27 protein-coding genes are annotated in these 24109 nt (G+C 73.1%); 9 read left to right on the forward strand and 18 right to left on the reverse strand.

Features of this window, described 5'->3' with window-relative positions:
- Positions 1-56 precede the first annotated feature (56 nt).
- Complete coding sequence (locus tag AB0898_RS00975) at positions 57-581, forward strand: MarR family transcriptional regulator (protein ID WP_366800681.1); 525 nt, start codon at positions 57-59, stop codon at positions 579-581.
- A gap of 34 nt (positions 582-615) precedes the next feature.
- Here AB0898_RS00975 and AB0898_RS00980 read toward each other — a convergent pair whose 3' ends face one another.
- Entirely contained in the window at positions 616-1008 is a 393-nt protein-coding gene (locus AB0898_RS00980) for a VOC family protein (RefSeq protein WP_366800682.1), read from the reverse strand.
- Between the two features lie 106 nt (positions 1009-1114).
- On the opposite strand from AB0898_RS00980, the gene AB0898_RS00985 reads away from it, so the two are divergent.
- Complete coding sequence (locus AB0898_RS00985) at positions 1115-2089, forward strand: YafY family protein (protein ID WP_366800683.1); 975 nt, start codon at positions 1115-1117, stop codon at positions 2087-2089.
- An 8-nt stretch (positions 2090-2097) separates the two neighbouring features.
- On the opposite strand, the gene AB0898_RS00990 is transcribed toward AB0898_RS00985, so the two are convergent.
- From AB0898_RS00990 to AB0898_RS01020, 7 genes are all read right to left on the reverse strand, one after another.
- A complete protein-coding gene (locus tag AB0898_RS00990; protein ID WP_366800684.1) occupies positions 2098-2538 on the reverse strand; it encodes a DUF6086 family protein in 441 nt (146 codons plus the stop codon).
- Positions 2535-2816 (reverse strand): hypothetical protein, encoded by a 282-nt coding sequence (locus tag AB0898_RS00995; protein ID WP_366800685.1) that lies wholly within the window; start codon positions 2814-2816, stop codon positions 2535-2537. Before AB0898_RS00995 ends, AB0898_RS00990 begins: the two co-directional genes overlap by 4 nt.
- A gap of 43 nt (positions 2817-2859) precedes the next feature.
- A complete protein-coding gene (locus tag AB0898_RS01000) occupies positions 2860-3333 on the reverse strand; it encodes a hypothetical protein (protein WP_366800686.1) in 474 nt (157 codons plus the stop codon).
- A gap of 16 nt (positions 3334-3349) precedes the next feature.
- Positions 3350-3556, reverse strand: a complete 207-nt coding sequence (locus AB0898_RS01005; protein ID WP_366800687.1) for a hypothetical protein — start codon at positions 3554-3556, stop codon at positions 3350-3352.
- A 58-nt stretch (positions 3557-3614) separates the two neighbouring features.
- Positions 3615-4280, reverse strand: a complete 666-nt coding sequence (locus AB0898_RS01010) for a response regulator transcription factor (RefSeq protein WP_366800688.1) — start codon at positions 4278-4280, stop codon at positions 3615-3617.
- The gene (locus tag AB0898_RS01015; RefSeq protein WP_407078269.1) at positions 4277-5641 is read right to left on the reverse strand and encodes a sensor histidine kinase; all 1365 of its coding nucleotides are present in this window, start codon (positions 5639-5641) and stop codon (positions 4277-4279) included. The genes AB0898_RS01010 and AB0898_RS01015 overlap by 4 nt, the downstream gene beginning before the upstream one ends.
- A 266-nt stretch (positions 5642-5907) precedes the next feature.
- Positions 5908-7116: a cytochrome P450 gene (locus AB0898_RS01020; RefSeq protein WP_366800689.1), complete on the reverse strand. Its 1209-nt coding sequence runs from the start codon at positions 7114-7116 to the stop codon at positions 5908-5910.
- 214 nt (positions 7117-7330) lie between these two features.
- On the opposite strand from AB0898_RS01020, the gene AB0898_RS01025 reads away from it, so the two are divergent.
- The 5 genes from AB0898_RS01025 (at position 7331) to AB0898_RS01045 (ending at position 9749) form a co-directional block, all read left to right on the forward strand.
- Positions 7331-7714, forward strand: coding sequence for an ArsR family transcriptional regulator (locus AB0898_RS01025; RefSeq protein WP_366800690.1), 384 nt, complete (start codon positions 7331-7333; stop codon positions 7712-7714).
- Positions 7711-7980, forward strand: coding sequence for a hypothetical protein (locus AB0898_RS01030; protein ID WP_366800691.1), 270 nt, complete (start codon positions 7711-7713; stop codon positions 7978-7980). The genes AB0898_RS01025 and AB0898_RS01030 overlap by 4 nt, the downstream gene beginning before the upstream one ends.
- A 116-nt stretch (positions 7981-8096) precedes the next feature.
- Complete coding sequence (locus AB0898_RS01035; RefSeq protein WP_366800692.1) at positions 8097-8810, forward strand: DUF4097 family beta strand repeat-containing protein; 714 nt, start codon at positions 8097-8099, stop codon at positions 8808-8810.
- A gap of 95 nt (positions 8811-8905) precedes the next feature.
- On the forward strand, positions 8906-9127 hold the full coding sequence (locus AB0898_RS01040) for a hypothetical protein (RefSeq protein WP_366800693.1): 222 nt from the start codon (positions 8906-8908) through the stop codon (positions 9125-9127).
- Between the two features lie 127 nt (positions 9128-9254).
- Entirely contained in the window at positions 9255-9749 is a 495-nt protein-coding gene (locus tag AB0898_RS01045; RefSeq protein WP_366800694.1) for a DUF3592 domain-containing protein, read from the forward strand.
- 58 nt (positions 9750-9807) lie between these two features.
- On the opposite strand, the gene AB0898_RS01050 is transcribed toward AB0898_RS01045, so the two are convergent.
- The 3 genes from AB0898_RS01050 to AB0898_RS01060 all read right to left on the reverse strand — a co-directional run bounded on the left by AB0898_RS01050 (position 9808) and on the right by AB0898_RS01060 (position 12946).
- Entirely contained in the window at positions 9808-10686 is an 879-nt protein-coding gene (locus tag AB0898_RS01050; protein ID WP_366800695.1) for an alpha/beta hydrolase, read from the reverse strand.
- A 213-nt stretch (positions 10687-10899) separates the two neighbouring features.
- A complete protein-coding gene (gene kynU / locus AB0898_RS01055; protein ID WP_366800696.1) occupies positions 10900-12093 on the reverse strand; it encodes a kynureninase in 1194 nt (397 codons plus the stop codon).
- Entirely contained in the window at positions 12086-12946 is an 861-nt protein-coding gene (locus AB0898_RS01060; protein WP_366800697.1) for a tryptophan 2,3-dioxygenase family protein, read from the reverse strand. The genes kynU and AB0898_RS01060 overlap by 8 nt, the downstream gene beginning before the upstream one ends.
- Before the next feature lie 424 nt (positions 12947-13370).
- Here AB0898_RS01060 and AB0898_RS01065 point away from each other — a divergent pair, with 424 nt between their 5' ends.
- Both AB0898_RS01065 and AB0898_RS01070 read left to right on the forward strand, forming a co-directional pair.
- Entirely contained in the window at positions 13371-14843 is a 1473-nt protein-coding gene (locus tag AB0898_RS01065) for a hypothetical protein (protein ID WP_407078270.1), read from the forward strand.
- A gap of 49 nt (positions 14844-14892) precedes the next feature.
- A complete protein-coding gene (locus AB0898_RS01070; protein ID WP_366800698.1) occupies positions 14893-15312 on the forward strand; it encodes a DUF3151 domain-containing protein in 420 nt (139 codons plus the stop codon).
- Positions 15313-15384: 72 nt separating this feature from the next.
- On the opposite strand, the gene AB0898_RS01075 is transcribed toward AB0898_RS01070, so the two are convergent.
- The 7 genes from AB0898_RS01075 to AB0898_RS01105 form a co-directional block, all read right to left on the reverse strand.
- Positions 15385-16878 (reverse strand): MFS transporter, encoded by a 1494-nt coding sequence (locus AB0898_RS01075; RefSeq protein ID WP_366800699.1) that lies wholly within the window; start codon positions 16876-16878, stop codon positions 15385-15387.
- A gap of 206 nt (positions 16879-17084) precedes the next feature.
- Complete coding sequence (fbaA, locus tag AB0898_RS01080; protein WP_366800700.1) at positions 17085-18107, reverse strand: class II fructose-bisphosphate aldolase; 1023 nt, start codon at positions 18105-18107, stop codon at positions 17085-17087.
- A gap of 158 nt (positions 18108-18265) precedes the next feature.
- Positions 18266-18817, reverse strand: a complete 552-nt coding sequence (gene pyrE, locus AB0898_RS01085; protein WP_199581434.1) for an orotate phosphoribosyltransferase — start codon at positions 18815-18817, stop codon at positions 18266-18268.
- A 41-nt stretch (positions 18818-18858) separates the two neighbouring features.
- Entirely contained in the window at positions 18859-19647 is a 789-nt protein-coding gene (locus AB0898_RS01090; RefSeq protein ID WP_366800701.1) for an aldose 1-epimerase, read from the reverse strand.
- A 54-nt stretch (positions 19648-19701) separates the two neighbouring features.
- The gene (locus AB0898_RS01095) at positions 19702-20541 is read right to left on the reverse strand and encodes an SRPBCC family protein (protein ID WP_366800702.1); all 840 of its coding nucleotides are present in this window, start codon (positions 20539-20541) and stop codon (positions 19702-19704) included.
- Between the two features lie 86 nt (positions 20542-20627).
- The gene (locus tag AB0898_RS01100; RefSeq protein ID WP_366800703.1) at positions 20628-22259 is read right to left on the reverse strand and encodes a polyamine aminopropyltransferase; all 1632 of its coding nucleotides are present in this window, start codon (positions 22257-22259) and stop codon (positions 20628-20630) included.
- A gap of 140 nt (positions 22260-22399) precedes the next feature.
- A complete protein-coding gene (locus AB0898_RS01105) occupies positions 22400-22924 on the reverse strand; it encodes a DUF2617 family protein (RefSeq protein ID WP_366800704.1) in 525 nt (174 codons plus the stop codon).
- Between the last annotated feature and the right edge of the window lie 1185 nt (positions 22925-24109).

The raw sequence follows: 24109 nt of genomic DNA on the forward strand, positions 1-24109 counted from the left end.
TCTTTCAGAAAATTGTGAAGTTAAGGAATCGTATAAATCAGGGTTAGGGTGAGGACATGACGGAGTCGAGGGCGGATTCGGGCGCGACGGACACGGGGGCGGGGCGCGATCCGGAGACCGTGTCGCGGTTCGTGGAACGGTTCGCCGCGCAGCTCGTGGAGGCGGGGATGCCGCGCATGCCGGCCCGTGTCTTCGCGGCCCTGCTCTCCTCCGACACCGGCACGCTCACCTCCGCCGAGCTGGGCGAACAGCTCCGCATCAGCCCGGCGGCCGTCTCCGGCGCCGTCCGCTACCTCGCCCAGGTCCACCTCGTCTCCCGCGAACGCGAACCCGGCTCCCGCCGCGAGCGCTACCGCGTCCACTCCGACCAGTGGTACGAGGCCCTCACCAACCGCGAGGCGATCATCAAGCGCTGGGAGGACGCCCTGCGGGACGGCGTGACGACACTCGGCGCCGACACCCCGGCCGGCCGCCGCCTCTCGGACACCCTGGAGTTCTTCGAGTTCATCGAGAAGGACGTGGCGGGACTGATGGAACGGTGGCGGGCCCACCGGGAACGGCGTGCGGCCGACGGCGCCTGATCAAGAGCCGGGCGCGTTTCCCGCGCGGGAAGCGTCACGCGGGGGGTGTCGTGCGGTGCGTGGCCGGGGTGAAGAAGTTGACGAGGTTGCCGTCGGGGTCGCGGAGCAGGAGGGAGCGGTTGCCCCAGGGCATCGTGGTGGGCTCGTTGACGAAGTCCCGCGCGAAACCGCGCAGGTCGTCGTACACGGCGTCCACGTCGCCCACGCGGAACTCCAGGATGACGCTGCGGTTGTCCGCCGGGCGGGCGGAGCCGGGCGCGAAGAGGGGGACCGTACGGGTGCTGCCGATCGCGAGCGTGGCGGAGGGGGTCCTGAGCTCCGCGAAGTCTTCGTTGGCCCAGGTGGCGGACACGCCGGTGGCACGCTCGTAGAAGCGGACGAGGCGGGGGACGTCGTCGGTGATGACGCGGGTGGAGGCGAAGTGCACGGGGTCTCTCCTGCGAAGTGAGGTAGGGGCGCCGATGGCCCGGTGACCGCACGCTACGACCGATACCGGGCAGAACCCGCCCGGTATACGCGGGAGAATTCCGGCCATGCCCCGACCCCTCGCCCGCGTCCTCACCCTCCTGGAGCTCCTGCAGTCGGGCGGCACCCGGACGGTCCCCGAACTCGCCGGCCGGCTGGGCGTCGACGAACGCACCGTACGGCGCTACGCGCGGCAGCTCGTCGACCTCGACGTACCCGTGGAATCGGTGCGCGGCCGCTACGGCGGCTACCGGCTCGGCCCCGGCTACCGCATGCCCCCGCTCATGCTGAACGACGACGAGGCACTGGCCGTGCTGCTCAGCCTGGCCACGGACCGGGCGAGTGACACGGCAGGGGAGACGGCGAGGGAGACGGCGGCGGCCAAGATCCGGCGGGTACTCCCCGAGCGGCTGCGCCGCAGGCTCGACGCGGTGCTCGGCTCGCTCGCCTTCACGGAGCCGCCCGGCAGGACGCCGGCCGCCCCGGACCCCGCGGTCCTCCTCCCGGTCGCCGACGCGGTACACCACCACCGGCCGGTCTCGATCCGCTACACCGCCGCCGACGGCCGGCGCAGCGAGCGCATCCTGCATCCGTACGGGGTCGTGGCCCACGCGGGCCGCTGGTACGTCACGGCGGCGGACCTCTCCTCCGGTGAGGACCGCACCTTCCGGCTGGACCGCGTCACCGGCGTACGGACCCTGCCCGGCTCCTTCGAACCGCCCCCCGGCCCCGGCCCGGCCGAACGCGTCCTGACCGCCCTCGCCACCGCGCCCCACCGCCACGAGGTGACCCTGCGCGTCCGGGCGGCCCCCGAGCACATCCGCACCCGCCTCCCGCCCGGCCTCGCGACCGTGACGGCCCCCTCTCCCCCGGACGACTGGTGCCACGTGTCCCTGCGCGTCGCCCACCTCGACTGGCTCCCCGCGGCCCTCGCCTCCCTGGACCGGCCGTTCGTCATCGACGGGCCACCTGAACTCCGCGTCCTGGTCGCGGAGTTCGCCGCCCGGATCACCGACTGCGCGCGCCGGGAACCCGGCCGGTGAAGGAGGTGTCAGCGGGCCATGTGACGGCTCAGGCGGGCCGCCTTCTCGCGCAGGGAGGTCGCCCAGGCCTCGGGGGTCGCCGGGGTCGGCATGCCCGTGCCGGCGGAGATCTGTACGTCGCTGCGGGGGCCCCGGGGCGGCGCCGCCAACTCGGCCCAGTCCAGGTCGATTCCGGCGCGTTCGGCGAGGACCAGGACCGTCGTGGTGAAGCCCTCGGAGAGGGTCAGGATGACGGTGTGGGTGGTGCGGCGGTGGCGGGCGAGGAGGGCGTGGGTGAAGGCGCCGAAGAGGGCGGGGTCGATTCTGGACTCGTCGCACTCCATGGGGCCGATGCCCGAGGGGAGGCCCAACTCCGCCTCGAACAGCTCCACTTGCCGCAGGAACAGCCGCGACGCCCCGTTGGACGGGTTCCACAGGGTCTCGTCGCCCAGGATGAAGTCCTGGCTCATCCCGCCACCCCGCGCGGGTAGAGCCGGAACCGCGTCGTGTCCTCCGCCTCGAAACAGACCTCCTGCCCCCAGTGAGCACTGAGCCGCCGGGCGACCGCGATCAGCCGGCGGCGGTCCTCCGGGGTGTGGGCGGGGTGACGGACCCAGCCCTGCTCGGAGATCCGGTGGCCGAGTTCACCGAACAGCAGGTTCTGGTACCGGAGTTCCTCTTCATCGGTCAGCGGCGTGACGGCGTCCTCGGCGGGCCGTATCTCGACGTTGTACAGGTCTCGGATCACGGCACACACGCTCGCACTCTGCTCGGGGACGGGTCTCCGCAGGCTATCGGCCGGGGGTGATCTCCGTTGCCGCCAGCACGTAGTCGAAGCAGACCGGGTCACCGTCCTCGTCCACCGGAAACTCGTAGCCGCTCACGTTCGCGAACGCCACCCCCAGCTCCGGCAACGCGTCGAAGCCGAGGTCGTCCTCCTCGACGGCGTACCCCCGCTCAGCGAACCTCGCCAACAGCTCCTCGCTCGGGGTGCGGAAGACATCGAGCCCGTCGAGCAGCACCCGCACCCCACAGTCCTCCCGCCGGAACCGGAACAGCTCCACCCCGCTCAACTCGCCCTTGGTGAAGCCGAGTACGACGACCATCCCGGACTCGTCGTGCGAGAGCGTCACCTGCCCCGGGTCCGCGTCCCGCCCACCGATCAGGAACGCGCCCCCGTCCCGGACCGCGCCGCGCGCCTCCTCGGCCGACATCCCGAACCGGAAAGAGGAGACCCCGACGCCCGGCATCAGTTCGAGTTCCACGCCGGCCTCCATGCAGTCAGGGAGCGATCTCCGTGGCCACCAGAACGTAGTCGAAGTACCGGGGGAAGCCCGTCCGGGGATCTGCCGGCACGTCCTGGGAGCTCGCGTTGGCCAGGATGACATCGAGGTCGGGGATGCCGTCGAAACCGGCGTCGTCGTAGTCGATGACGTGCCCCCTGCTCTCGATCGCGCGGCGCAACTCCCGCTTGGGGGTGCGGAACACATCGAGGCCGTCGAGCTTCTCGCTCCATCCTCGGTCCTTCCGCCGGAGGCACCCCCGTTCAGCCCGGTGTCACCAGCCGTGCCTCGTAAGCGAACACCGCCGCCTGCGTGCGGTCTCTCAACCCCAGCTTGACGAGGATGCGGCTCACGTGGGTTTTCACCGTGGACTCGGCGACGATGAGGCGGGTGGCGATCTCGGAGTTGGAGAGGCCCTGGGCTATGAGGATCAGGACTTCCGTTTCGCGGTCGGTGAGTTCGCCGTAGGCCGCGTGGGCGGAGGGCATGAGGCGGGGGGTGTCGGAGAGGCGGGAGAACTCGTGGATCAGGCGGCGGGTGACGGAGGGGGCGAGGAGGGCTTCGCCGGAGGCCACCACCGCGACCGCGTCGACGAGTTGGCGGGCCGAGGCGTCCTTCAGGAGGAAGCCGGAGGCGCCCGCGCGCAGGGCCTGGTAGACGTACTCGTCCAGGTCGAAGGTGGTCAGCACGAGCACCTTCGCGGCCGCGTCCGCCGCGACGATCTCCCGGGTGGCCTCGATGCCGTTGAGTTCGGGCATGCGGATGTCCATGAGGACGACGTCCGGGGCGAGTTCACGTACCCGCGTCACCGCCTCGCGGCCGTTCACCGCCTCGCCGACGACCTCGATGTCCGGCATCGCGTTCAGCAGGACGGAGAAGCCCTCGCGGACCATCATCTGGTCGTCGGCGATCACGACGCGGATCGTCATGACCGGCCCTCGTACAGCTCGACCGCGCTGCCGGGGGCGGGGACCGGGAGGAAGACGGTGACCTCGTAGCCCCCGTCGTCCGTCGGGCCCGCGGTCATCTCGCCGTTCAGCATGCTCACCCGCTCCCGCATGCCCGTGATGCCGTGACCGGCGCCCGGGGAGGGCTTGATCAGACTCGGGGCGGGCGGCGGGCCGTTGACCACGCGGACGCCCAACCCGCCGAGCACGTAGGCGATCTCGACGCGCGCGGTCGCCCCCGGCGCGTGCCGGAGCGTATTGCTGAGCGCCTCCTGCACGATGCGGTACGCCGACAGCTCGACGCCCTGCGGGAGTTCACGCACCGCGCCGGTGACCGTCTTGGTGACGTCCAGGCCGGTGTCCCGCACGTTGGCGAGCAGGGTGCCGAGGTCGGCGAGGGTGGGCTGCGGGGCGTCCGGGGCCTCGTAGTCCTCCGCGCGGACCACGCCGAGGACCCGGCGCAGCTCGGTCAGGGCGGCCACCGCGTTCTCCCGGATGGTGGCGAACGCCTTCACCAGCTCCGGCGGCGGGTTCTGCACCCGGTAGGGCGCCGCCTCCGCCTGGATGGCGACCACCGACATGTGGTGGGCCACCACATCGTGCAGCTCGCGGGCGATGGTCGAGCGCTCCTCCAGCAGAGTGCGCCGCGAACGCTCGTGCGCGGTCGCCGTCCGCTGCTCCGTCACCTCCTGCCGGGCCTGGCGGCGCGTGTGCCGGACCGTGACGGCCAGCAGGAGCAGCGCGGAGATGATCAGCATCGGGGCCACGTCGGAGGACTCGTGCCAGGCGAAGCCGGTCTCGGCGAGAAAGCCGTACACCGCCGTGATCGCCCACATCCACGCGGCGGTGCGCGGCCGGGTGCGTAGCGCGACCACCGTGAGCACGGTCAGATGGGCAAGGAAGCTGCCCGGCAGCCAGGGCCAGAAGCTCCAGTACCCGCCCGCGAGGAACGTCGTCACCGTGGTCGCCAGGAGCGACAGCCAGAAGGCGGCCGCCGGACGCGCGAGGGTGAGCAGGACCGGCGCGAGGGTCAGCAGTGCGCACACCAGGGCGCCCGCGCCGCCGAAGCCGCGGTTCGCGGCCATCAGCGCCGCGACGCCGCCGAGGGCCGCGACGGCTATGTGCGGGGCCAACACCCCGTACTCCTTCAGACGGTCGGGCAGCACACGTGCCGGCAGCCCATGGAGGGCCACGCGGGGCATCGGGCGGTACGCGAAGGCGCCGGTGAACAGGTCCTGCCGCAGCCCCCGCAACGCGTCCGCCGCGAGCCGGAACTCGGGGCTGCGGGGTCTGTCCTCGCCGCGCGGGGGCGGCGGCTGCATGTGCGTCGTCGTGTCGGTCACGTGGGAGACGGTAGGCGGCAGCGGGGGACGCGGTCGTCCCCTCGCAGGGGGGTTTCCGGGGGTCCGTCTCAGGTACTACGCGGTGCCCTCAGCGGTGCCGGACCAGTCTCGCGACCTCCGGCGGCAGCGCCTTCCTCGCGTCGACGGCGACGAGAAGGACGCCGCCGGGCAGGACGCGCACAGCGCCACGACGGCCGCCGCCAGGAACGCCCTTCGGTACTGCCTCATCCGCGACACCCCTCCGCCGGTCCGGTCGGTCACGCTCCTCAGACGACGGAGACCTCCAGTGCGTTCAGGCCGCGCAGCACGAACCCCGGTTTGCGTTCCGGTTCCGCCGCCAGGGCGAGGGTGGGGGCCCGGGTGAGCAGCGCGCGGGTGGAGGCGGCGAGTTCGAGGCGGGCGAGGGGGGCGCCGATGCAGTAGTGGATGCCCGCGCTGAAGGAGATGTGCGGGTTGTCGCGGCGGGTGAGGTCCAGCCGGGCGGGGTCGGCGAAGACCGCCGGGTCGTGGTTGGCGGAGCCGAAGAGGAGGGCGAGTTCGGCGCCGCGCGGGATCTTCGTGCCGTCGATCTCGATGTCGTCCAGGACCCAGCGTTCGAAGAGCTGGAGCGGGGTGTCGTAGCGGAGCAACTCCTCGACGGCGGACGGGATCAGGGCGTGGTCGGCGCGGAGGGCGGCGAGCTGGGCGGGGTGGCGGAAGAGGGCGAGCCAGCCGTTGGCGGTGGCGTTGACGGTGGCCTCGTGGCCCGCGTTGAGCAGGAGGACGGCGGTGGAGACCAGCTCCTGCCCGGTGAGGCGGTCGTCCTCGTCGTGGGCGGCGATCAGCGCGGAGATCAGGTCGTCCCGGGGGTCGGCGCGGCGGGCCGCGATCAGCCCGCGCAGATACGCCGAGAACTCCTGCGAGGCCCGTACCGCCCGCGCGGCCGTCTCCGGCGACGGGTTCAGCTCGTACATCCCGCAGATGTCCGCCGACCAGGGCCTGAGCGGCCCCCGGTCACCCTCCGGAATCCCGAGCATCTCCGCGATCACCGCGACCGGCAGGGGCTCGGCCACCTCCGCGACCAGGTCCCCGCCGCCGGCCGCGACCAGCCGCGCGACGAGTCTGTCGGCCAGCCCCTCCACGTACCCCCGCAGCCGCTCCACCGTGCGCGGGGTGAACGCCTTCGCCACCAGGCGCCGGATGCGGGTGTGGTCCGGCGGTTCGAGGTCGAGCATCCCGTGGTCGTTGAGGGTGTGGAACGGCTCGTGCTCGGGAGGGGGCGCGGTCCTGCCGAACTCCTCGTGCGAGTACCGGTGTTGATACGTCCGCCCCAGCCGCCGGTCCCGCAGCAGGGCGGACACGTCGGCGTGGTGGGGGACGAGCCACTGGTCCGACGGCTCGTATCTGATCACCCGCCCGCGCGACCGGAGTTCGGCGTAGGCGGGGTAGGGGTCGGCGAGGAAGCCGGGGGACGCGGGGTCGAAGGTCGCTGACATGGGGGGACGCTAGCCGGGGTGCGGGGGTGTGACCAGGGGCGCGCGCCGGTCCGCCCACCGAGCCCCACGCCTCCGTCCCGGACGGGATTCCGCCAGCCTTGGGCATGATCCGGCCAACCCCTGCCATGCCCCCATGGCACCTGCTAACTTTTTTTTGCAGGACAGGGGGAGCACACCAAATCCCCCACACCGAACGTCAGTTGGGAGGCACGACATGAAGGACCCGCCCGCGCCCCCCATGAAGTTCCGCGACCTCTGCGACCTCACCGGTGACGAGCTGACGAAGGTCCTCGCGGCCCTCTCCAACCCGCACCGCCTGCGCGTCGTGGCAGCCCTGACCAGGGAACGCGACTACGTGAGCCGGCTGGCCCGCGAACTCCGCATGAGCCGCGCCCTGTTGCAGGTCCATCTGCGCAAGCTGGAGAGCGCCGGGCTGGTGACCTCCGCCGTGGAGGTCTCGGAGGACGGCAAGGCCATGAAGTACTACGAGGTCGTCCCCTTCACCCTGCATCTGACCCCGCTCAGCATCACCGCACTCGCGGAGACCATCACCGTCCCCACCGACGACGAGGCCGCCCCGGCCAAGGAGGAACGATGAACTTCTACGACCCGGACGGCATCGTCATCAGCCTGGGCCTCCTGACGCTGATCGCGCTCGTCGTCGTCGTGGCGCTGCGCCAGCGCGGCAGCACCCAGCGAGCCAAGGCGGTCCTCGCGCGCGACCAGGACTACCGCAGACTCACCGAAATGGTGCTCACCACGCAGGAGTCGACCGACCAGCGGCTCGCCGAGGTCGCGGCCCAGCTCGCGGACATGACGTCGCGGGTCGCCTCCATGGAGCACACCCTCAAGGCCGTCGAGTAGGCCCGCGAGCCCGGCCGGCCGGCCCGGAACCCGCCTCCCCCACCGCTTCCGCCGTCCCCCTTCACCTTCACCTTCACCTTCACCGAACCAAGGAACCAAGGAACCGAGGGAGAACCATGCACGCGCAGCACACCGGGACCAGGCCGGGCCGCCTCCTCCTGATCGCCGGGTCCGCCGTTCTCGCCGCGGCCGCGCTCACCTCGTGCGACGGCCACACGAAGGTGGCCGAGTCGCGGTACGGCATCGACGCGAAGGTGACGTCCCTGGACACCAGCACGTCCGGCGGGAACATCGAAGTGGTCGCGGGGAAGGGCCCCGGCGCCCGCGTCACCGAGCGGCTCACCTACAGCGGCGACAAGCCCCGCACCGCGCACACCCTGCACGACGGCACCCTCTCCCTGAGCGCTCCCGGCTGCGCGGGCGGGCGGTCGGGGAACTGCGGCGTCGACTACCGGGTGACCGTCCCGCGCGGCACCACCCTCTCCGTGCGCACGGAGGGCGGCAACATCACCCTGCGGGGCCTGTCCGGGGCGGTGGCGGCCCGCACGGAGGGCGGGAACATCCGCGTCAGCGGGTCCACCGCGAAGAGGCTCGCCGCGTACACCTCCGGCGGGGGCGTGGACCTCGCCCTCACCACGACACCCGACAAGGTGACGGCCGAGTCGAAGGGCGGAAACGTCACGGTACGGCTGCCCCAGGGCCGCTACGCGCTGGACGTCTCCACCGGCGGCGGGCGGCGCACGGTGTCCGTGGGCGACGACCCGTCCTCCTCCCACATGGTGCGGGCCCACACCTCCGGCGGCGACGTCAGTGTCCGCGCCACAGGCTGAGCGGTTCCGTCCGTCTGCGGGATGACAGCTGTCATCTCCAGGAGGTGCCCCCGGACACTGACCGGGCGATGGGCCGTCTTCCTAGACTCCGGAGCATGTTCACATCCCGCACGGCAGGACAGGACGACTCCTGGGAAGGGGTCGTCACCGACAAGTCACGGGGCATGCTCGACGGCTCGAACATGTACCACTTCGTACAACTCCGGCTCGCGGACGGGGAGTCCAGGAAGGTCAGGATCAGGCGCCGGCTGTGGAAGGAGGTCTCCGTGGGGGACCGGATCGTCAAGCGGCCGGGCTCCGATCCCGTCAAGGGGTAACGGACCGCCCCCGCGCGGGGCACCCGCCTCCGACGCCTCTTCTCCGGGGGGCACGATGCCTCTTCTCCGGGAACACGGTCTAATCGCTCCGGCGGGCCGGAGGGGCCCGGCCGACGAGAGGAGTGCCGTGAAGAAGCAGGCGAGCGGGAACAAGGGCGTCCGGTGGCTCGTGTGGGGGTTCCTCGCGGCCGGGGTGCTGTTCCTCGGCATCGGGGTGGCTCTGGGCGGGATGTCGGTCTCGTTCCTGTCGAGCGCCGAGCGCGCCCAGGGCACGGTGATCGCGCTGAACTGGGGCAGCTCGCACAGCGGTTACGGCCGCTCGTCGCGCGGCAGCGGCGGGCCCTCCGCGCACCCGGTCGTCACGTTCAGGGCGAAGGACGGGGAGCAGCACATGTTCACGAGCAGCGCGGGCTCCAACCCGCCCGCGTACGACCGGGGCGAGAGCGTCGAGGTGCTCTACCGTGCGAACGACCCCGACGACGCGCGGATCAACGGCTTCCTCTCGCTGTGGCTCCTGCCGGTCGTCTTCGGCGGGCTCGGGGTGGTGTTCACGGCCATCGGGACGGTGATCGGGATCGTCATACGCAAGCAGTCCCGCAGCGCGGCGGTCCCGGCCTCCTGAGCCGCACGCCGCGCACCCCGAGCCGTACCCCGCGCGCCCTCAGCCTCATCTCGCGCCCTCACCAGGCCAGTTGAGCGATCTCCTCCGCGACCACCGCACACGCGTCCGCCGCCGGGTCGATCAGGGGGAAGTGGCCGACGTCTTCGAGGAGCGTGAGGCCGACGACCTCGCCCGCCTTCGCCGCCGCCTCCGCGTACGCCTCGGCGACCGGCTCGGGGACATCGAGGTCGGCGCGGCCCTGGACCAGGGTCGTGGCGATGCCGGTGGGGAGGAGGAGGGCGGGGTCGGCGTGGGGCCGGCGTTCGGTGAACAGGTCCGGGCCGCCGAGGAGTTGGATCACCGCGTCACGGCAGACCTCCAGCTTCGCCGCCAGGGCGAAGTCCGCGACCGGGGCGAGCGCGACCACGCCCCGGAGAGGGGCGGGACGGTCCGTGCGCCAGGGGGAGCCGGCGGGCAGGACATGGCGTGCCGCCGCCCACAGGGCCAGGTGGCCGCCCGCCGAGTGACCGGTCAGGACGATACGGCGGGTGTCCGCCTGCGGAAGCGCCTCGCGGGCCAGGCCGGGCAGGGCGTCGAGGGCGGCGGCCACGTCGTCGAAGGTCTCCGGCCAGCGGCCGGCCTCGTCGGCGCTGCCCGATGAACTTCCGCGCCGGTACTCCATGTTGGCCACCGCGAAGCCCCGCCGGGCCAGGTAGTCGGCGAGGGGGGTGATGTGCCGGCGGTCGTAGGGGGCGCGCCAGGCGCCGCCGTGGAGGATGGCGATCAGGGGCGCCGACGCGGGCTCCGCCGTCTCCGTCCGGGGCGCGTAGAAGTCGATCACGTGGTCCGGGTGTTCCCCGTACGCGGCCGTGGCATCCGGCTCGACCGGCGCGTGCGAGAACGCCGACTCCTCCTCGGCGGCGGCGCGGGCTGCTGCTGCGGCGTCGTCGTCCGGCATGTCCAACCTCTCAGCGAAGGAACGGAATTCGGGGTTCGGGTGCGGCCACCCCTCCGTTGGCCGGACGGTACCAGGCCGGACACATGCCCCGACATGGGGATGTGACGCAGGGTCACCCAATGGGCGCCCCTGCCGCTTTTGCCCCACCACTCGCCGGTCCGGGAGGTCCGGGGGGCCGCTCGCGGGCGGCCCCCGGACGTACCGTCCAGCGCCCTACGTCAGCGCCCCCGCCAGCACCCGCGCCGCCCGCTCCGTCTCCGCGAAGCCCACGTACAGCGGGGTGAAGCCGAAGCGGAGCACGTCGGGGTGGCGGAAGTCGCCCACCACGCCCCGCTCGATCAGCCGGGGCATGACCTCGGCGGCGTCCGGGCAGCGCAGCGCGATCTGGCTGCCCCGCTCCTCGTGCCGCAGCGGCGTCACGCACTCCACGCGGCCCGGCTCGGTGTACTCCGTCACGCAGCGCAGGAAGAAGTCCGTCAGCGCGAGCGACTTCGCGCGCACCGCCTCCACCGAGACCCCGTCCCACACGTCCAGCGCCGCGTCGAGCGCCAGCATGGACAGGATGTCCGGCGTGCCGACCCGCCCGCGCGGCGCACCCGGTGCGGGACGGTACGACGCGCTCATCCCGAACGGCTCCGCGTGCGAGTTCCAGCCCGGCAGCGGGGAGTCGAAGCGGGGCTGGAGGTCGCCGCGGACGTAGAGGTACGCCGGTGAACCGGGTCCGCCGTTCAGGTACTTGTAGGTGCAGCCGACCGCCAGGTCCACCCCGTGCGCGTCCAGGCCGACCGGCAGCGCGCCCGCGCTGTGGCACAGGTCCCACACGACCAGGGCACCGGCGTCGTGGACCGCCGCCGTGAGCGCGGGCAGGTCGTGCAGGCGCCCGGTGCGGTAGTCGACGTGGTTGAGCAGGACCGCCGCCGTACGGGGGCCGAGCGCGGCCGGGATCTCCGCCGGGGTGAGCGCGCGGAGCGTGCGGCCGGTCATGCGGGCCGCCGACTCGGCGATGTAGCCGTCGGTGGGGAAGGTCGTCGCGTCGACCAGGATCTCGTCCCGGCCGTCCCCGGCCATCCGGACGGCGGCCACAAGTGCCTTGAACACGTTGACACTTGTCGAGTCGCCCACCACAACTTGCCCCGGTCCGGCGCCGATCAGCGGGGCGATCCGGTCGCCGATCCGCTCCGGCGCCGTCCACCAGCCCGACTCCTCCCAGGAGCGGATGCGCAGTTCGCCCCACTGGCGGCACAGCACGTCCCGCATCCGGTCGGGGACGTGCGCGGGCAGGGCGCCGAGCGAGTTGCCGTCCAGATAGACGACGTCGTCCAGGGTGAACTTGTCACGCAGGGCGGCCAGTTCGTCGGCGGCGTCCAACTTCTCGGCCACCCGCGTCAGTTCGTTCGACTCAGACATACGACCTCGCCGTCCACAGCTCGGGGAACACGGTGTTCCGGGCCCGCTTCTCCAGCCACGCCACCCCGGCCGAACCGCCGGTGCCGGTCTTGGCGCCCATCGCGCGGCGGGTGGCCACCAGGTGGTCGTTGCGCCAGCGCCACACCAGCTCGGCCACGTTCGTCAGCGCCTCGCCGAGGCGGGCGGTGTCGGCGTCCGGGTCGCCGGAGTACACGGCCGTCCAGGCCGCCTCCACCTCCGGCGCGGGCTCGTACCGCTTCGACACGTCCCGGTGCAGCACCGAGGCGGGGATGTCGTGGCCCCGGCGCGCGAGGAACCGTACCGCCTCGTCGTACAGGCTCGGCTCGTGCAGCGCCTTCTCCAGCTCGGCGTGCACGCGCGGGCTGCCCCGGTGCGGGACGAGCATCGAGGCGGACTTGTCCCCGAGCAGGAACTCCATCCGGCGGTACATCGCGGACTGGAACCCGGAGCCCTCGCCGAGCGCGGAGCGGTAGGAGTTGAACTGGGCCGGGGTCAGCTGCGCGAGCGGGCGCCAGGACGCGTTCAGCGCCTCCAGCTCGCGCACGGAACGCTTCAGCGCGGCGGTCGCGGTGGGCACGTCGTCCGAGCGGAGCGCCTTCGCGGCGGTCTCCCACTCGTGCGTGATCACCGTGAACCACAGCTCCATCACCTGGGTCGTCACCAGGAAGACCATCTCGCCGGGGTCGTCGGAGAGGGTGTGCTGGAGGTGGGTGAGCACGTCGGCCTGTACGTAGTCCTCGTACGGCGTCGTGCCCGCGAAGTCGAGATGCGGGGTCTCGGGCTCAGCGGCCTCTTCGGGGGCCTGGGAAGGGGGGTGAGCCTGGTGGGACATCGCTGTCTCCTGTCGAGCTACGGGTAGCGGTCCGCCCCTGCCGATGCCGGCACGGGGGCCCCGGTCCCCAGATCGAATCCTGCGTAATCCCACCGGATACGGCAAGGGCTGCCTCCCGCACCTCCCGCCCCGGGGACCTCGTACGTCACCGAAAGCGCATTCCCTTGTCGCACGGGATCGCCTATCGTCGCGGCGGGGATCACGGGGAACGAACGGCTACGGGGAACGCGGGGGACGCGATGCCGCACGCGCGCGGGGGGACGACGGGGCGGGGCTCTACGACGGGGCCGGACTCTGCGGCGGGACCGGGAGGTACGGCGGATCCGGGCGCCACGGCGGGACCGGACGGTACGGCGGGACCGGGCGCCACGGCAGAACCGGGCGGTACGGCAGGACCGGTCCGCTCCGGCCCCCGCGCCGGCCGATGACCTCCCTCGGCACGCGCACCCCCGACACCACCACCGCGCCCCCGCCCCCGCGCAGGGCACCGCTCTGGTTCGTCCCCATGCTGTGGACAACCGCCCTCGGCCTGTGGGGACTGCCCCGGCGGCACAGCCTGTGGCGCGACGAGGCCGCGACCTGGCAGGTGGCCCTGCGCGACACCGCCGACATCTGGCACATGCTCGGCCAGGTGGACGCCGTGCACGGCCTGTACTACCTGCTGATGCACGCCCTCTTCACCTGCTTCGGCCCCGGCACCACCACCCTGCGGCTGCCCTCCGTCCTGGCCATGGCGGTGGCGGCCGCGTGCGTGACCGCCATCGGCGCGCGGCTGGCCGGCCGGTGGGCCGGACTCGGCGCCGGGCTGGCCCTGGGACTCCTCCCGGCGGTGCAGTCCTACCTCCAGGAGGGACGCCCGTACGCGCTGGTCGCGGCCGGGGCAGGCGTCTCCACCCTGCTCCTGGTGACCCAGCTGACGGGCCGCCCCGGTACGGCACGCTGGACGGCGTACGGCGCCACGGTCCTCCTCTGCGGCCTCCTCAACTGGCTCTCCCTCCTCGTCCTCCCCGCCCACGCCCTCACCCTCGCCCTGTCCCGGGCCGGGCGCGGAACGTGGGTCCGCTGGGCGGCGGCCTCCTCGGCCGCCGTGGCCGGTATCGCGCCGCTGGTCCTCTTCAGCCGCGGGCAGTCGGCCCAGATCTCGTGGATACCGCCCCTGACCTGGCACATGCTGATCGGTCCTGCGGTGCTGGTGGGAGTGGGGTGCCTCGGGGCCCTGGCGGACCGGGCCCGCCCCGCCCGGCTCTCCCTCGCCGCCGTCGGGCTCCCCCTGCTCGCCGTCCCGCAGCTCGGTCTCGTCCTCCTCTCGCTGGCCAAGCCGCTGTTCCTGGACCGGTACGTGCTGTTCAGCCACCTCGGGCTCGCGCTCCTGGTCGGCGGCGGGCTGGGCGCGGCCGTACGGGCGGTCCGGCCGCGCTTCCCCCGGGCCGCACCCTGGGTGCTCCCCGTCGCGCTGGCCGTCGCGGTGGCGGCCCTGCTGCCGTACTCCCTCGCCAAGCGCGCCCCCGCGAGCCGGGTGGACGACGTGTTCGCCGTCGCCGGGCGGGTCGAGCGGCTGAAGCGGGACGGGAACGCGGTGCTGTTCGTACCGGCCGCCCGCCGGGACACGGCACTGGTGTCTCCGGGGGCCTTCACCGGGCTGCGGGACATCGCCCTCGCGGAGGGGCCGGTGGAGTCCGGCACGCTGAAGGGCGTGGAGGCAGGACCCGGGCGGATACGGGACGCGATGCTGCGCGAGACGCGGATACTGCTGGTCACGGACGCGCCGGAGGTCGCGCGGCCGGTGTCGGGGCTGCGGGACAGGGCGAAGCGGGACGTGCTGGCGCGGTACTTCACGCCGGTCGCGGACGCATCGGTGCGCGGGCGCCGGGTGACGGTCTACGAGCGGTCGGTGTGACCCCGGAGGGAAACCGTGGACGTCGTTCCCCCAGTGGCAGACTGCACTCATGACGACGCACAAGAACCTGTTCGGCGGCCCGGACCCGACCCGCCTCCCGGAGAACGAGGAGGCGTACCGGCTGCTGGCCGAGGACTCGCTCGCCCCGGCCGAGGTCGTGGCCAAGTACCCGACCTTCTCCCTGGCCTGGGCCATGCTCGCGGACGACGCCTTCGAGGCGGGGCGCGTGGTCGAGTCGTACGCCTACGCCCGGACGGGTTACCACCGCGGCCTCGACCAGCTGCGCCGCGCCGGCTGGAAGGGCCACGGCCCCATCCCCTGGAGCCACCGCCCCAACCGCGGCTTCCTGCGCTGCCTCGCCGCCCTCACCCGCGCCGCCGACTCCATCGGCGAGAAGGACGAGGCCGAGCGCTGCCGGCAGTTCCTGCGGGACAGCAGCGAGGAGGCGTACGAGGAGCTGATGCGGTAGGTCGCGTGGTGGGCGGCGCCGGGATTCCGGTGCCGCCCAGCCCTGCTGTGCCGCCCGGCCCGGCCGTGCCGCTCAGCCCCGTCCCGCCGCGCTGCCCGCTGCTCTGCCCGTCTCCAGCGGCGGTGTCGTGAGGTTGCCGTGGGTACGGCACTCCGGGTGCGGGCACTCCGGCGTCGGACGCCGTCTGACCAGGGCGAACGCCAGAATCGAACCCAGCACCAGGACCCCCGCGCAGATCGGCATCGCCCGGTCGAAGGACCGGTTGAAGGCGGGCGCGGAGCGGTACGCGTCCGGGCCCATCCCCGTCAGCAGCGGGAGCGCGGCGACCGCGATCAGGCCCGCCGCGCGGGCCGCCGCGTTGTTGATGCCGCTGGCCACGCCCGCGCGGGCGGTGTCCACCGAGGCGAGGACGGTCGCGGTCAGCGGAGCCACCAGGGTGACCATGCCGGTGCCCATGACCACCAGCGCGGGCAGCACGTCGGTGAGGTAGTTCGCGTGCGGGCCCACCCGGACCATCATCAGCATCGCCGCCGCGCACAGCAGCGGGCCCACCGTCAGCGGCAGCCGGGGTCCGATCTTGTCGGCCAGCGCGCCCGAGCGGGACGAGAACAGCAGCATCAGGACGGTCGTCGGCAGCAGGGCCGTACCCGCCTGAAGCGGTGAGTAGCCCGCCACCACCTGGAGCTGGAGCGCGGTCAGGAAGAAGAAGCCGCCGAACGCCGCGTACACGCACAGCGTGACGACGTTGACCGCCGTGAACTGCCGCGAGGAGAAGATGTCCAGCGGCAGCATCGGACCGGCCCGGTGCCTCTCGACGTAGACGAACGCCACCGCCGACGCCACACCCGCGACCGCCGTCACCACCACGCCGATCGAGGCCGAGCGCGCCTCGATCAGGGCGTACGTCAGCAGCGCCAGCGACAGCGCGCCGAGGACCGCGCCGAGCACGTCGAAACGGCCCGGGGGCGCGCCCTCGCCGGAGGTCGCCGCGTCCGACTCGGGCACGTGCCGCAGCGCCACGGGGACGCACACCAGCGCGAGGGGCACGTTCAGCAGGAACACCCAGCGCCAGCCGGGGCCGTCCACCAGCCAGCCGCCGAGAAACGGGCCCACCGCCGCGCCGACCCCGCCGAACCCCGACCAGAGGCCGACCGCGCGGCTGCGGTCGTCGGGGTGGAACGACGCCTGGATCAGCGCGAGCGAGCCGGGGGTGAGCAGCGCGCCGCCGATGCCCTGGAGGGCGCGGGCGCCGATCAGCACGGCCGGGTTCGGCGCGAGTCCGCACAGCAGCGAGGCCGCCGCGAACCACACCACGCCGATCATGAACACCTTGCGGCGGCCGTACCGGTCGCCCAGCGAGCCGCCGAGCAGGATCAGCCCGGCCAGGGTGAGCATGTACGCGTTGACCGTCCACTGGAGGGCGGAGAGGCTCGCGTCCAGGTCCCGCCCGATGCGCGGCAGCGCGACGTTGACGACGGTCGAGTCCAGCAGGGCCATGCTGGAGCCGAGCACGGTGGTGAACAGGATCCATCTGCCCTGGGGCGAGGCCAGCCGGACATCGGGCATGACCTCACATATACCGCAGACCTACATGTGGCGACACACCATGAGGGCGGCCCACATGTGCGGGCTAACCATGTGCCCGGCCCACATGTGGCGACACACCATGGGCCCGGCCCACATGTGGCGGCACGCCATGGACCCGGCCCACATATGCGAAGGACCCGGCGCCCACCCAGGGCACCGGGTCCACCACACACCACCCCGAAGGGCTACTTCATCTTGTTGCCCGCCGACCGCAGGTTGTTCGCCGCCACGACCACACGCGCGGCCATCGACGCCTCGGCCAGCTTGCCCCAGGTGCGCGGGTCGTAGGCCTTCTTGTCGCCGACCTCGCCGTCGATCTTCAGGACGCCGTCGTAGTGCGAGAACATGTGGCCCGCGACCGGACGGGTGAACGCGTACTGCGTGTCCGTGTCGATGTTCATCTTCACGACGCCGTTCTCCAGCGCGGTGAGGATCTCCTCCTCCGAGGAGCCGGAGCCGCCGTGGAAGACGAAGTCGAACGGGGACTGCTTGCCGAACTTGGCGGCCACGCCGTCGTTCAGCTCCTTCAGCAGCTCGGGGCGGAGCACGACGTTGCCCGGCTTGTAGACGCCGTGGACGTTGCCGAAGGAGGCGGCGAGCAGGTAGCGGCCCTTCTCGCCCAGGCCGAGGGCCTCGACGGTGCGGATCGCGTCGTCCACCGTGGTGTAGAGGGAGTCGTTGATCTCGTGCGTGACACCGTCCTCCTCGCCACCGGTCGGGGTGATCTCCACCTCAAGGATGATGTTGGCGCGGCGGGCCTGCGCCAGCAGCTCCTGGGCGATCTCCAGGTTGTCCGCCAGGGTCTCGGCGGAGCCGTCCCACATGTGCGACTGGAACAGCGGGTTGCGGCCCGCCTTCACCCGCTCCTCCGACAGCGCGAGCAGCGGCCGCACGTAACCGTCCAGCTTGTCCTTGGGACAGTGGTCGGTGTGCAGCGCGATGTTGACCGGGTACTTCTCGGCGATGATGTGCGCGTACTCCGCGAGCGCGACCGCGCCCGTCACCATGTCCTTGCTGTACTGGCCGCCGAGGAACTCCGCGCCGCCGGTCGAGATCTGGACGATGCCGTCGCTCTCCGCCTCGGCGAAGCCGCGCAGCGCCGCGTTCAGGGTCTGGCTGGAGGTGACGTTGATGGCCGGGTAGGCGAACTTGCCTGCCTTCGCCCGGTCGAGCATCTCGTTGTAGACCTCGGGAGTTGCGATGGGCATCTGTCCGCTCCTCGTGTTGCGGGTTGGCGTTCTGCGTGGCGGCCCTGAACTTGGACCCAGGGGGCGACGACGTCATCGTCGTGCCCATCTTTCCAGACCTGTCCCGGCGGGCGGCCTGACGGTCGGAGACGGGAGAAGTCCACGCGGTGGCGGGCGGTTCAGTCCAGACCCAGTTCATCCTTCGAGAAGGCGAACCGGTACGGAACGCCCGCACCGGCCTCGATCTTCTCCGCCGCGCCGGTCGCCCGGTCCACGATCGTCGCCACCGCGACGACCTCCGCACCGGCCTCGCGCACCGCCTCGACGGCGGTCAGCGGCGAACCGCCGGTGGTGGAGGTGTCCTCGACCACCAGCACGCGCCGGCCCGCGATGTCCGGGCCCTCCACGCGCCGCTGGAGACCGTGCGCCTTCGCGGCCTTGCGCACCACGAAGGCGTCCAGCTTCCTCCCGCGCGCGGCGGCCGCGTGCAGCATGGCCGCGGCCACCGGGTCGGCGCCCATGGTCAGACCGCCCACCGCGTCGAAGTCCAGGTCGTCGGTGAGGTCCAGGAGGACCTGGCCGACCAGCGGGGCCGCCTCGCCGTCGAGGGTGATGCGGCGCAGGTCGACGTAGTAGTCGGCCTCCAGACCCGAGGAGAGGGTCACCTTGCCGTGCACCACGGCCTTGTCCTTGATCTGTTCCAGCAGTTCGCCACGCGCGTCGGTCGTCATACGGCCAGCTTAGAGGCGGCGCCGACGCGGCGGCGGACGGCTCAGAGGCGGCGCCAGCTCCAGGTCGTGGACGCCTCCAGCGGGTCCAGCGGAGTGACCAGGCGGGGCGCGGTGTTGAGCCCGTCGGGCGGTCCGGTCTGCGGCTCGACGCACACGGCGGCGTCCTGCTCGTCGTAGACGACGGCCCACTGCTCGCGGCTGGTCAGCTTCAGCTCCAGCTGTCCGGGCCAGGTCAGGGTGACGTCCACGCCGTCGGGCATCCCGAAGCAGTCGTCCCAGGGGCCGGGCTTGGGGTCGATCCGGTTGCCGGTGGGCAGGTGGTCCGCGCCGCGCTCCTCCTGCCAGGCCGGGGTGAAGTCGATCCGTACGCCCTCACCGCCCAGGGTCCGGTTGAACCAGGGGTGCCAGCCGATCTGCGCCGGGAACGAGTCCTCGTACGTCTCCACCGCCATGGTCAGCGTCAGGCTGTCCTCGCCGAGGCTCACGATCTGGGTGACCTTGCCGGGGTGCGGCCAGGGGTCGGTCAGCTCGTACGTCAGGACCGCCTCGTCCGCCAAGACGCGGGCGGTGCGCCAGGCGCCGTCGCGGGTGGTGCCGTGGATGGCGTGCGGCGGGGAGTTGAGCGGCATCTGCCGTACGACACCGCCGTCCAGGAACCGGCCGTCCCTGATGCGCCCGCACCAGGGGACCATCGGGAAGCAGCCGAACCGCTCGCCCTGGCGCAGCAGCTCCGTGCCGCCGACCCTCAGCCCGGCGACCCGGCCGCCGTTGCCGGGCCGGACCACGACCTCCGCGTCACCCGCGGTCAGCACAATGTCTTCGTCACTCACGGGACGACCCTACTCGCGTACGGGCCGCCCGCCCGTGGTGCCCGGCCCGCCGGCTCAACGGCGCTTGCGCAGCGCCCGGGTGACGACGATCGCGGAGGCCAGCGCGAAGGCGGCGGCGGGGGCCGCCCAGCGCAGGGTCGAGTTCGCGGTGACCGCCTGGGGGGCGGGTACGGGGGCGTAGCGGCCGCGCGGCGGGGCGTGGTCCACCTCTTCGGCGCTGCGGCCGATCATCGTGCGGCGCGCGTGCGCGGCTTCCGCCGGAGGTTCCGCCGGGGGCTGCGCGGAAGTGCCGGGACCCGTAGGGGTTTCCCCGGGTTCGGGGGTGAGGGAGGGCGGGGGGACCTCGGTGTCGAAGACGGAGGTGTGGGCGTCGGTGAGATCGGATGCGGGGGACTCGGCGTCCGGCTCCCCCGCATCCGGCTCCCCCGAGTCCGGTTCCTCCGGCGGCGGGGGCGCGACCGGCTCCCGCGGCTCCTCGGCCAGGCCCTCCAGGAAGCGGGTCAGCAGCCGGGCCGCCGCCGAGGCGAGCTGGTCGGCGGGGAGTTCGGCCGTACGGGCGCCGGTCGTGGCCGTCGCCGTCGCGGTGAGGTCGGCCGTCGTGCCGTCCTCGGCCTCCGCGAGCCGTACGGTCACGGTGAACTCCGCGCTGCCCGTGCCCCGGGACTCGGTGGCCTCGCCCTTGATCGTGTAGCCGCCGTCCTCGTGTCGGGTGACCCCGGCCGTCCCCCGGTACGTCACCGAGTGGCCGCCCACGCGCAGCTTCAGCCGGCCGGTCAGCGGGTCGGCGGTGGCGTCCTGCTGAAGCCCGGGTACCGCCCGGGCGACCCGTACGGGGTCCGCCAGGGCCTCCCTGAGCCGGTCGGCCGGAACCGGGACGAAGACCTGGTGCTCCATGTCGCCCGAGCCTACCCAGTGGGCGCGGGATTGCACCCTTGTACGGGAGGAGCGGGTGCGCGGGGGTCCACCGCCGGTGCGGTCTCTCAGTACCTCGGGTGCGCCAGGGTCGACGCCGGCAGCCCCGGCACTCGCGTACGGCCGGCCGCGCGGGCGTCGGCCGCCAGGCCGGCGTCGGTCAGGGTGCGCGGGCGGGGGTCCGTGAGGCGGAGGCGGGGTTCCGCCGGGCCCGGGGCCGCCAGGAGGAAGCCCCAGTCGGGCGGGGTGCCCGCGCGGGCGGCCGAGCGGTCGGGGCCGGCGGGGAAGCCGGAGTCCTGGCCGAGGACGCGGTAGGGGGCCGGCGAGAAGCCCGCCGCGCGCAGGGTCGCGGCGACCGTCCAGTAGACGCGGGGGCGGCTGGTGACCGGACCCGCGTGCACCACCAGCCGGCCGCCGGGGGCGAGGACGCGGCGGGCGAGGCCGTAGAACTCCTGGGAGTACAGCTTGGTGCTGGCGGTGATGCCGGGGTCGGGGAGGTCCGCGATCACCACGTCGTACCGCCCGGCGGGGGTCAGGCGCAGCCGGCCGAGCGCGTCGGCCGCGGTGACGTGGACGCGCGGGTCGGCCAGCGCGTGCCCGTTGAGCGCGGCGAGGCCGGGGTCGGTGCGGGCCAGCCGGATCAGGCCCGCGTCCAGCTCGACCACGTCGACGCGCCGCACCCCGCCGTACCGCAGCACCTCGCGCGCGGCCAGTCCGTCCCCGCCGCCGAGGATCAGCACGCGCGCGTGCGGGCCGGACATCGCGGGGTGGACCAGCGCCTCGTGGTACTGCCGCTCGTCCCGGCCGCCGACCCTGAGGCGCCCGTCCAGGAAGAGGTCGAGCGGTCTGCCGCCGGTGCCCCCGGCGAGGACGACCTCCTGCACGTCGGTCTGGAGCGCGACCCGTACGTCACCGCCGTACACCGCCTGGCGCGCGGCCCGCTCGAAGTCGCCCGCGAGCGCGGCGGCCGTAGCGAGGACGCCGAGCACCACGAGCCCCACGGCGAGCAGCGTCCAGCGGGCCCGGCGGCTCAGGTCGCGGCGGAAGAGGCCGAGCACCAGCGCGCTGCCCGCGACCACGTTCACCGAGCCGGTGAGCAGCGCGCCGGTCAACTGGCCGAGGAACGGCAGGAGTACGAAGGGGAAGGCGAGGCCGCCGACCAGCGCGCCCACGTAGTCCGCGGCGAACAGGTCGGCGACCGCGCCGCCCGCGTCCTGGCGCCGGATGCGCTGGATCAGCTCCATCAGCAGCGGTACTTCGGCGCCGACCAGCAGCCCGATGGCCAGCGAGAACGCGACCAGCAGACAGCGCGGGCCGTCCGCCCACATCCCGCCCCAGCCGCCGGTCCACGCGAAGACCGCGTACAGCGCCATCGCGCTGCAGCCGCCGACCAGCGCGAGCGCGGTCTCGATCGCGCCGAACCCGAAGGCCGCCCGCCAGCGCAGGCGTTTGGCGGCGAGCGAGCCGATGCCCATCGCGAACACCATGACCGACAGCACGACGGATGCCTGGGTGACCGAGTCACCCATCAAGTACGAGGCGAACGCGACGAGTTCCAGCTCGTACACCAGTCCGCAGGCCGCGCAGACGAAGACGCACGCGAGGACCAGGAACCGCCCGGTGCCCGGCCGCACGGGCAGCCACGCGGGCTCGGCCCAGGGCGGGGCACCCGGGGACACGGGGGCGTGGGGTTCGATCACGTTGCGACGTTACGTCACGGCGTACGTACGCTTCGTCACCCACACGTGTGGAACTCGGGCGCCTCGCAGCGCGATCGGTTTACGGCGGCCGGAGTGCGTTGACTCCGGCCGGGTTCAACCGGGGTGCCCCGCACCCGGGTTCAGCCGGGCTGCCCGGCCGGCACGCGTACGCCGACGCGGGTCCTGGTCGCCACCAACTGGCCGTCCTGCGGGTAGGCGTGCCAGGTGCGCCAGTGCACCTGGCCGCCCTGCCGCTGGGCGAGCAGCGCGGTGAACGCGTGCGGACTGCCGGGGAAGACACCGGCCAGGCCGTGCGGATGGTCGGCGACCAGGGCCAGCAACTCCTGGGCGCGGCCCGCGAACGAGCCCGGCGTCAGCATCTCCACGCGCGCCGCGAACTCGTACTCCCAGTCGCCGATCCGCTTGGCGACGCCGAGCGGGAGGGGCGTGCTGGAGCCGGGCATACACGCCACCGTCTCCGAGCAACTGCCGTTCTCCTCTTCGAGGAGGACCTGGTGGGAGGCGCCGAGGAGCCTCAACTGAAGTCTCGCCCCGCTCAGTTCGAGGTCGAGGGTGGCCAGGGCCGGGAGCGGTTCGCGTCCGAGGGCCCAGGCGAGATCGGCAGCGCGCGTATCTGTGTAGGAGGTGTTCAGGGTCGTGAGCATGGATCGGCTCCGCTAACACGCATGAGGGAGAGGGCAGTCCGGCGCACCTCGGCGGACACCGGGGCGGTCGGCCCGCTCGGCCCGGCTGGAGGGGGGTGTCCTTGGGACGCCCGAGGGCTGCGGTGGTGATTTAGAGGGAATCATGAACTGTGGCCGTGCCACAGCGTTTTTACCCAACTTCGTAGGGTTTCCATCCCTCAGAGGGCCCCACAGCTCAACTGTTCAACGATCCCCTCCAAAAGCGGGTTGCAGCTCCGCTGGGGGCGTGGGGGTGGTGGGTCGGTGCGGTGTCCACGGCCTGCGGGGCGGGGGCGAGGGGACGGGGGCGGGTGCCCTGCGGGGCGGGGTCGATGGGACCGGGGCGAGGGCGATACCGGACGCGCTGTGGGTGCCCTGCGGGCCGGGGGACGGATGCCCTTCGGGGCGGAATGCGGATGCCCTACGGTCCTGGGTCGACGGGACCGGGGCGAGGGCGATACCGGACGCGCTGCGGGTGCCCTGCGGGGCGCGGTACGGATGCCCTGCGGGCCTGGGTCGACAGGACCGGGGCGAGGGCGATACCGGACGCGCTGCGGGTGCCCTGCGGGGCGCGGTACGAATGCCCTGTGGGGCGGCTGCGGGGCCGAGGGGCGGACGCGCTGCGGGACGGGCGCGGATGCCCTGCGGGACGGGGGTCGACGGCGGTACGGGGCGGGGCGCGGATGCCCTGCGGGACGGGGGTCGACGGGACCGGGACGATGGCGATGGCGATACCGGACGCGCTACGGGTGCCCTGCGGGGCGCGGTGCGGATGCTCCGCAGGGCGCGGTGCGGATGCTCCGCAGGGCGCGGTGCGGATGCTCCGCGGGGCGCGGTGCGGATGCTCCGCGGGGCGCGGTGCGGATGCTCCGCGGGGCGCGGTGGATGCCCTGCGGGGCGCCACCGCCCGGACCCGACGGCCCGCGCTGGGGCGGGCGCCCTGGTCGGACGGCCTTGCGCGACGACCCACGCCAGGGCGGCCATCCTGATCCGACGGCCGTGCGCGACGACCCACGCCAGGGCGGGCACCCAAGTCCGACAGCCTTGCGCAACGACCCACGCCGGAGCGGACACCCAAGTCCGACAGCCTTGCGCAACGACCCACGCCGGAGCGGACACCCAAGTCCGACAGCCTTGCGCAACGACCCACGCCGGAGCGGACACCCA

It is taken from the genome of Streptomyces sp. NPDC005435 (assembly GCF_040703155.1).
Lineage (GTDB): Bacteria > Actinomycetota > Actinomycetes > Streptomycetales > Streptomycetaceae > Streptomyces.